This is a genomic window from Rhodococcus sp. MurmanLake-1, from assembly GCF_056945715.1.
In genome coordinates this window covers 1-8182 of sequence record NZ_JBWZNF010000033.1, presented here as the reverse complement: position 1 = coordinate 8182, position 8182 = coordinate 1, and the positions used below count along the sequence as shown (strand labels likewise).

Sequence of the window (8182 nt, the reverse complement as noted above, 5' to 3'; positions counted from 1 at the left end):
GGCAGGGAAGTTGCCGCGGTCACTGTGCCCGGCGTCGTGATTGACGACGGTTCCTGCGCGTGGACGGGCGCGGTCGAGACGGCCGCGGAGGCGAGTGCGATCACCATCAATGCTTGGCCGAGCCGTCGTCGGATCAATGCTTGGCCGAGCCGTCGTCGGATCAATGCTTGGCCGAGCCGTCGTCGGATCATTGCACCGCTCCCGTGGTTCGTCAGTGTCTGCGCCGACTTCCATTCTGCGCGAACCGGCGGCGCCGGCGTACTGGTTCGACCATCTTCGGTTGCCGCTCCTGCGATCGATGGTCCGGAGTTGTGTTTGAAACATCAACCGGCGCAACATAGTTCGTGTGTAGTGGGCATGGTGGTGAGTGTGGATTCATCGGGCGGGGATAGAGCGCGTTCGACGATCTCGCCGAGGAGTGGGCAAGTAAGTATCCGGCTATCATCCGATTGTGGACCAATGCCTGGCAAGAATTCATCCCATTCCTCGGCTACGACATTGAGATACGGCGAGTCCTGTGCTCTACCAACGCGATCGAGTTCCTCGATGCACGTTATTGGCGGACGGTGAAAGTGCGTGGTCATTTCCCCGCCGAGTCCGCCGCACTCAAATGTCTGTATCTAGTCACTCGGTCACTGGACCTGACCGGCAAAGGCCAGGCACGATGGATCACGAGGTGGAAGCCAGCTCTGAACGCGTTTGCTATCACGTTCGCCGATCGCTGGCCGGGGTCGAAAACCTGCTAATGGAAAACGGCCGAAACACCCTTAACGAGATAGACCCTGACGTGAAGGCTGCCCGCTTGGGCTCGACTAAAGGTTCACTTCGTCCGTCACGTGAGTTCCTATGGGGCAATGGGTTTGCTATTGGGTGATGACGATCTTGCCGCGCGCTCGGCCCTGCTCGACATATGCCATCGCTTCCATAGTGTTCTCGAAAGGGAAGGTGCGATCGAGGACAGGGACGAGCGCGCCTTCTTCGTAGAGTTCGGCGAGGTGCGCCAGTTGTGCGCCGTCGGCTCGCATGAACACAAACGCGTAGTGCACCCCGAGTTTCTTGGCGCGATTACGGATCTTTCTGCTCAAAAATCTCATCACCGGAGCCAGGGATGGTTTTTCCAGCCGGCGAGCGAAGGGAGGATCGGGTGGTCCGACGACGCTGATCGCCAACCCTCCTGGTTTGAGGACGGTGAGCGACTTTTCGAGGCTTGCTGTGCCGAGGGAGTCGAGGACCAGGTCGAAGCCGGAGATCTGTTCGGTGAAGTCCTCGGTGGTGTAGTCGATGGCGATGTCGGCTCCGAGTTCGCGGACTCTTGCCACGTCTTTGGTGCTGACGGTGGTCGCAACGATTGCGCCGAGGTGCTTGGCGATTTGGATGACGGTCGATCCGAGTCCACCGGCGCCGGCGTGCACGAGAACCTTGGCACCAGGTTGGATGTCGGCGGTGTCGACGAGTGCTTGCCAAGCGGCGAGGGAAACGAGCGGCACTGCGGCAGCCTCGGCGAAGCTCAGCCGAGCGGGTTTGCGGGCGATGTCGTCGGCGTCGACGGCGATCAGCTCGGCGAAGGTGCCGACTCGCAGGTCTCGCGGTCGGGCGAAGACCTCGTCGCCGACTGCGAAGCCGTGCACATCGGCTCCGACCTCGACGATGACACCCGCCAGGTCGTGGCCGAGTGCGAACGGCGGTTTGTATCGAATGAGTTGTTTGAATTCGCCGTTGCGGATCATCGTGTCGAGCGGGTTGATGCTCGCGGCGCGGACGTCGACGAGCACATCGCGTGGTCCCGGGGTCGGGGCGGGTGCGTCGGCGAGGACGAGGCCGTCCGGTCCGTAGCGCTCAACCATGAATGCCTTCATCGGAGTTCCTTATCTTCGCTGTCGGTGGTCGATGAATCCGCGATCTGCGCCAACGCCAGGGCGTTGGCGATACCGGAGTTCAGGATGCTCTCGGACAATTCCGTGTCGTTGACGACACGGCTCAGCTGGAGAGTGGCGATCAGCAGCGTCATCAGCCCCGTCGCCCTACCGTATGAGGTGTCGCGATCGGTGATCGGCAGCCGGTCGGAGATCAGTTCGATGATGGGCCGGATCCCGCGGGTGTACGCCTCGCGGGCATGCAGCTCACACCGGCTGAACTCGTCGAGCAGAGCGGCCGAGGGGCAACCGTTCTCGAAATCGTCACGATGCTGCGGCGAAAGGTACTTGCGGACGAACGCCTCCACACCGTGCGCGCCTGTCGGGACAGCCTCGATCCGATCGCGCTGCACAGCGAGTTGATCGGCAACGACTGCTGCCACGAGGTCATCCTTCGAGGTGAAGTGGCCGTAGAACGCCCCATTGGTCAGACCCGCGTCCGAGACCAGCGTTGCGACTCCTGCGCCGTCGATGCCGTCCCGCTTGAACCGGCGGCCGGCTGCCTCGATGAGACGCTGCCGGGTCACAGCCTTGTGGTCGACTCCGTAGCGCGCCATATCTACCCTCCTTGGGTCTGCGACTCACATTACATTATGACCGTACTAGCATGATCACAATGTAAACCCGAGATCCAGCATCGGCTCCCGAGGCACCACTGAACAGGTGGAGTCGCGATGACCATATGGAAGGCCATGCCGACCAGATCTGTCGACCTCCGAGAATGGCTGCATCCCGATCAATGTGACAGCGTGCGCATGCCGTTGCCCGTGCGGAAACCTGGCCGGTGAGGTGTTGTTCGTGGACGAGGAGGTTCGTCGCAGAGGTGGGCTGTGTGTTTCACGGTGAAAGGAGGATGGACACCTGACCTCTGATGTCCTCCATGATCTCGTCGATACTGTGAGCGATGTTGATCGTCAGCGACATGCTCAGGAACATGATCGCGGAAATTATCTGTGCCAGGGTGGCGGCGTTGTCGGGGCGCACGTTCTGGTCGCGTTGCAATACTGCGGCGATCGCCTGCTCCGTCTGGAGGGCCAGGTCGAGGGCCTCGGCATGGTGCGGTTCGTTCGGGTCACCGAAGACCATTTCTTTGAGATAGGCACGGCCGTTGCCGATCTGCGTCCGGTTGCATTCGACTATCGGTCGGACAATCGCCATGATCGCGCCGAGTGTGTCAGGGGCGCTTTCGGCTTCCTGCCGGCCGCGGGCAAGGGCCTCGGTGTAGGCGGAGTTCTGAACGAGCAGCAGTAGTTCGCCCTTGGTCTTGGCGTACAGGAACAGTGTTCCGGTGCCGACATCCGCTTTGTCGGCGATCTGCTGGGTTGTGACCTCGTCCACTCCGTGCACGGCGAACAGTTCTCGTGCGGCGGCAGTGATGCGGTCAAGCTTTTGCTGCTTGTTCCGCTCACGCCGACCGGCAGGTTGCGTGGTGTGTGGCATGACGACATCCTCCGGGAATACATTGTGAGCGCACTCATGATTGAGTACAGTCACTACTGATGATGTTCGAATACGACTTTCGATCTTCCCACGACTAGACACTGCCCCCGACTGATGACACATGACCGATCAACACAAAGGACTCCTCATGGCCTCACCTTCACTCTGGCAGCCGTTCGCCCTCGGACGCGTCGAACTCCAGCACCGACTTGCCTTGGCGCCGATGACCCGCAATCGAGCGAACCCGGACGGAACCCCCGGCCCGCTCCTGGCCACCTATTACGCGCAGCGTGCCTCGCTCGGGCTGGTCATCACCGAGGGCACGCAGCCCTCCGACGACGGGCAGGGTTATCTCAACACTCCGGGCATCTACACCGCGGCTCATGTCGAAGGCTGGAGGCGCGTTGCCGACGCGGTCCACGACGGAGGCGGGGCACTGTTCATCCAGCTGATGCATGTGGGCCGGATGTCGCACCCCGACAACACGACACATCACCGCCAACCCGTTGCGCCGTCGGCCATCTCGGCCGATCAGGACATGTTCACCGCATCAGGTCTTCAGAGGACTCCGGTGCCGCGGGAGTTGACTGTCGCGGACATCGAAACCGCGATCGCTGATTTCCGTCACGCTGCCGCTTCCGCGATCGCAGCAGGTGCCGACGGCGTGGAGATTCACGGCGCGAACGGATATCTGCTGCACCAGTTCCTCTCCCCGAACTCGAACCGTCGCGCAGATCAGTACGGCGGATCGGTGGAAAACCGGTCGCGTTTCGTGATCGAAGTCGCCGCTGCTGTGGCCGAGGAGATCGGCGCAGACCGGGTGGGGATCCGCATCTCGCCGTCGATGCCTCTCGGTGGCATGAGTGAGGGTGACATCGAGGGTGTCCGAGCCCAATACCGGTACCTCGTCGGGGAACTCGCACCGCTGAACCTTGCCTACCTCCATGTTCACCACGTCGGGGACGACGAATTGCTCCGATCACTGCGCGAGGTGTGGCCGACCGCAATGCTTGTGGTGCGCTTCGGACGCACGCGTGAGCAGATCGCCGACGACATCGATGCCGGCCTGGCCGATATCGCGCCACTGGGACAGTTCGCGCTGGCAAACCCCGATGTCGTCGACCGGCTTCGCCGGGGCGCGCCACTGAATGCTCTCGACCCGGCCACCCTCTACGGCGGCGGCGAAGTGGGGTACACCGACTACCCCACCCTCATTCACAGCTGACTATCCGTCACGCAACCAAGGGCCGGTCGCTGACTTGCTGATCGTGTGCGATTTCCGAGATCGACTGTCCCGGATCAAGAATCTGCGACGGAAGTTTGCGGGGTATCTCTTCGGCGTGGTCATGCAGCCATGAACGGGTTCGTAGCCACTTAAGCCGTCGTCGACAAAGCCACCGTGTCTATCAATCGTCCGTTGCCGACACACTCAGAGCGCCGTCGCTGAAAGTGGCGGCACCTGCTCTCACTCCGTTGTCGTGCGGTTCCTCGCCGATCTCGCTCCCCGGCACACATGCTGCTGCCGAGGGCTTCTGGTCCCCAACGCTCGTGGAAGGATCGCTGACCGTGTCGATCGGATCGATCGCCGGAGCTGCGTCGGCGTCGGTGCCGTTCTCTCGGAGTCTCATCCTCGAAGCCTGCTTTCGACAACGAATGTCTGTCAGCGAACGACGCTTTCAAGTTCGATCACTGAAAGTGGGCCAGATTCAAACTTGGTTCTGGCCCACTTTCCGTGATGGCTCTGCTCATGCTCAACTTGACGGCCACAAGGGGCGTGATTTCGTTCCTCTGCCCGTCGAGCGCGTGGCGGGGGAGAAACTTTCCTTGTTGATCGGGGTGTAGCGGATGTCAGTTGCAGACGAGTCCGATATTGCGTAGGTGAGAGTGTTTCTGGCCTTGTTAAATTCGGAGCTCGAGGAACTGTCGGAGCGTATCGAATCCGCGGTGCGGGTGGTGCGGGGTACTCGTCCGGTAGCGCCAGTATTGGTGTCGGCGGCGCGCACCGATGGGGAGGTTCTACGCAAGGACCTTCACTGGGTGCATGCTCTGGTCGAGCGGCTAGTCCGCCGCTTTCCTGTCGCCAACCTTCCCGCCAATGTGCCGGCCCCGCAGTGACCGAGTTCCTTCGTGGCTGGTCGTTCTGTTCGTAATCTGTTGCAGTCCAACCGAATTTCGATGATCTTGACTGGCTCGGTGAGTTTTTCACCTTCTTTGATGGTTGGAGTCGGGTTCGTGGTCCTCATTGTTCGTTGTCGGTACTGCGTAGAGGGTTGTCGATTGCTGGCGTGTTTTTCTGCGTTTTGCTGCGGTGGTGAGAAGGTATTTTTCGGCGGCGGTGTAGTCGGTGATGAGGGTGCCGTCGGGGCCGGGGGTGTGGGCGATCAGTTCGAGGTAGTGGCGCCGGTAGAGATGGGCGTCAGGCTCCGCGAGGAGGAATTCGGCGGCAGCGACGACGTCCGGATGCGGGGCTGCCCGGGTGATTCTGGTTTGGGCGTGTTGATGACCGGCCGCGGCGGTGTAGTGAGCGCGTAGCGGCACAGCTGGCGGGGCTGGGACAGCTGCGCGAGAATGATCAACAGATATTTCGGACAACGAACAAGTAGGAACTGTGGTGAATGGTCAGGAGGTGCCGTTTCGTCGCGCCGGATCGGCGTAGGGCGCGACAAGGATCGGGACGAGGGGGAGGAGTTGCTCACACCCTGAGACAAGTCGCGGCGCTCTTTCACGTGAGCCCCAAAACCGTTGCGCGCTGGGCACAGAGGGCACTGCCGCTACCTTCGCGACGAAATCCGTTCCCTCCTAAGCGCTCTCAGTGTTCCAGCGCCTGCGTGGCCAGATCTCGACGCTGTCACCGAAACGCACCGAAACGCGCTCACGACCACGGGCGCGATTGACAACTTCTAGACAAAGAAACGGGCTGACCACCAGAATGTGGCTGCGCGTCGGTGCTACTGAGATGTTCCGTGTGACCGATCAGCAACCGAGCAAGAGCCCCAACGGTTTACGGATCGCTCATATCGCCACCGCGGGCACAACCGAGCCGAGCACCCGTCGCTGCCTCTGCAGGCCCTCGAACGTCGGCAAGCGGGCCCGCGATTCCAGCAGGGTCCAGATTTGTGCCAATGACCGCGAGACTTCTTCGTTCCGAATTGAGCCGTCGCTGTCGACGACCGCTCGTCCGACCGGCGTCGTCAGGCATGCCGGCCTGACCAATCGTGCGCCGACGTAACCCAATACGGTTTCCAAAGTGTTCACCGCACCTTGTCCGGCGCCTGGGAGCGGCGACGTTGATCCATACCGCCGGTTTGTCGGTCATTTCGGTTCCGCCGACTATCCAGTCCAGTAGGTTCTTCAAGCTCCCAGGCAAAGTGCCTGCATATTCGGGTGTACAGAACAGCACAGCGTCGGCATCTCGGATGCACCGTCGCAGTGTGAGTACTTCGTCGTGAAGTGGAACCCGGTCGTCGTCGGGGTTAAAAGCAGGCAGCCGCGACAACCCGCCGTACGTGGTCGTGGTCGCAGATGGCGGCGCGGATTCGGCGATGGAAGCGAGCGCGGCGGCGTTGGTCGAGCCTGCTCTGGAGCTTCCCGAGAGCAGCAGAATATTCACTCAGCAGAATATTCACAAGGCCGATGGTCGCATAAAGAACTGCACGAACCTTTCCAGAGTGAACATCACCGTCGGCGAACAGGCTGAAAGTCTCTGCCGCTAAGAATAGATCGAAGCCGGTTCGTCGCCTGTGACGCGGGTTGGACCCGTCATCGCTTCATTGCGCCTCGCCGCACGCCTGTGGGCCTGGCCAGTGAATACCATGGATGGTTAGTCGCAACATCGCGCGTTGTCAGTACATGTCGGACGCAAGATATAGAATGGAAGTACCGAAAGCCCCGGTCCTAATCCGGGAATCGGACGGGAACGAGGCTCTGCGGTCGGGTGAACTTGTCTAGGGTTCCCATCCAACGTAACTCCTTCCACCGCGCCATGGCAAAAGAGACGCCCTGGTCGGGTTCGGTCAGGCGTTTTCGGTGGAGGTGCAACCGTCTGTGCATAGCTATGTAACTCATGCCGACCTGGCCAGGTTCGCTGTCAATAGGGTCAACGTCCCGTCCGAGACGGCGAAATCACGGCGCGCTCAGGTCACGCACTTGCGTGATCGCCTTGAGGCTTACATCAAAGATCACCCTGACTATGACCTTGTCAAGATGCGCGGCTCGGGCAGTGTCGCCAAGCACACCGCCATCAGGACGAGTTCCGATACCGACATCGCCGCGTACGTACGCGCCGCTGCAGTCGGCGGAGTGGACGTCGACGAGACCAAGCTGCTGGAGTGGCTCTGCGAACGCTGCAAGGAGGTCTACGGCGCAACCAAGGACGCCAGCGACTTCGAGATCTCGCACCACGCGGTTGGCATCACGATGCATGGCACCGGTCTCAAAATCGATGTGGCTCCTGTGCTCTACGAAGGGGAGCCGGATGACCGCGGATACCTCGTCACACAGACCGGCGACCGCGTCCTCACCTCGGTGACTCTACACAAAGAATTTCTCAACAAACGACGTGCGCAGGCCGGTCCCGAGTACAAAGAGCTGATCCGCCTGGTGAAGGCATTCATTCGCCGGGCCAAGGACGAGGCCGCTGCCTCCGGACCGGAACTTCGGTTCAAGTCCTTCCTCGCTGAACTCATTGTCGCGCACCTATGGGACAATGGCTGGCTGTCGAAACCGTTTGCGATCGGCGACTACCCGCGAGCCTTCGAGCAGTTCCTGGCCTACATCGTCATGACGGAGCTCAGGGAACCGATCGTCTTCACCGATTACTACCAGGAAAG

8 protein-coding genes and 3 pseudogenes are annotated in these 8182 nt (G+C 61.1%); 3 read left to right on the top strand and 8 right to left on the bottom strand.

From position 1 onward, the window contains the following. Window positions 1–191 (bottom strand): annotated as a pseudogene (locus AC2ETI_RS32285) (hypothetical protein); the annotation flags it as partial. A 201-nt stretch (window positions 192–392) separates the two neighbouring features. Between AC2ETI_RS32285 and AC2ETI_RS32280 the strand changes: the two are divergent. Beyond that, a pseudogene (locus AC2ETI_RS32280) lies at window positions 393–746 on the top strand (transposase); the annotation flags it as partial. Between the two features lie 117 nt (window positions 747–863). Here AC2ETI_RS32280 and AC2ETI_RS32275 read toward each other — a convergent pair. The 3 genes from AC2ETI_RS32275 to AC2ETI_RS32265 all read right to left on the bottom strand — a co-directional run bounded on the left by AC2ETI_RS32275 (window position 864) and on the right by AC2ETI_RS32265 (window position 3353). Next, window positions 864–1856, bottom strand: a complete 993-nt coding sequence (locus AC2ETI_RS32275; protein WP_483635019.1) for an NADP-dependent oxidoreductase — start codon at window positions 1854–1856, stop codon at window positions 864–866. Then, window positions 1853–2470: a TetR/AcrR family transcriptional regulator gene (locus AC2ETI_RS32270; protein WP_483635018.1), complete on the bottom strand. Its 618-nt coding sequence runs from the start codon at window positions 2468–2470 to the stop codon at window positions 1853–1855. The genes AC2ETI_RS32275 and AC2ETI_RS32270 overlap by 4 nt, the downstream gene beginning before the upstream one ends. 280 nt (window positions 2471–2750) lie before the next feature. Next, complete coding sequence (locus AC2ETI_RS32265) at window positions 2751–3353, bottom strand: TetR/AcrR family transcriptional regulator (RefSeq protein WP_483635017.1); 603 nt, start codon at window positions 3351–3353, stop codon at window positions 2751–2753. Between the two features lie 148 nt (window positions 3354–3501). Here AC2ETI_RS32265 and AC2ETI_RS32260 point away from each other — a divergent pair, with 148 nt between their 5' ends. Then, window positions 3502–4578: an alkene reductase gene (locus AC2ETI_RS32260; protein WP_483635016.1), complete on the top strand. Its 1077-nt coding sequence runs from the start codon at window positions 3502–3504 to the stop codon at window positions 4576–4578. A 181-nt stretch (window positions 4579–4759) separates the two neighbouring features. Here the strand turns inward: AC2ETI_RS32260 and AC2ETI_RS32255 are convergent, their stop codons facing one another. From AC2ETI_RS32255 to AC2ETI_RS32240, 4 genes and pseudogenes are all read right to left on the bottom strand, one after another. Next, window positions 4760–4981: a hypothetical protein gene (locus tag AC2ETI_RS32255; protein ID WP_483635015.1), complete on the bottom strand. Its 222-nt coding sequence runs from the start codon at window positions 4979–4981 to the stop codon at window positions 4760–4762. A 574-nt stretch (window positions 4982–5555) separates the two neighbouring features. Continuing rightward, a complete protein-coding gene (locus AC2ETI_RS32250) occupies window positions 5556–5891 on the bottom strand; it encodes a hypothetical protein (RefSeq protein ID WP_483635014.1) in 336 nt (111 codons plus the stop codon). 474 nt (window positions 5892–6365) lie between these two features. Next, window positions 6366–6608, bottom strand: coding sequence for a hypothetical protein (locus AC2ETI_RS32245; RefSeq protein ID WP_483635020.1), 243 nt, complete (start codon window positions 6606–6608; stop codon window positions 6366–6368). Window positions 6609–6684: 76 nt separating this feature from the next. Beyond that, window positions 6685–6963, bottom strand: a pseudogene (locus AC2ETI_RS32240) (NADPH-dependent FMN reductase); the annotation flags it as partial. 416 nt (window positions 6964–7379) lie between these two features. On the opposite strand from AC2ETI_RS32240, the gene AC2ETI_RS32235 reads away from it, so the two are divergent. After that, the coding region (locus AC2ETI_RS32235; RefSeq protein WP_483635013.1) for a CBASS oligonucleotide cyclase at window positions 7380–8182 on the top strand (803 nt) is incomplete at its 3' end.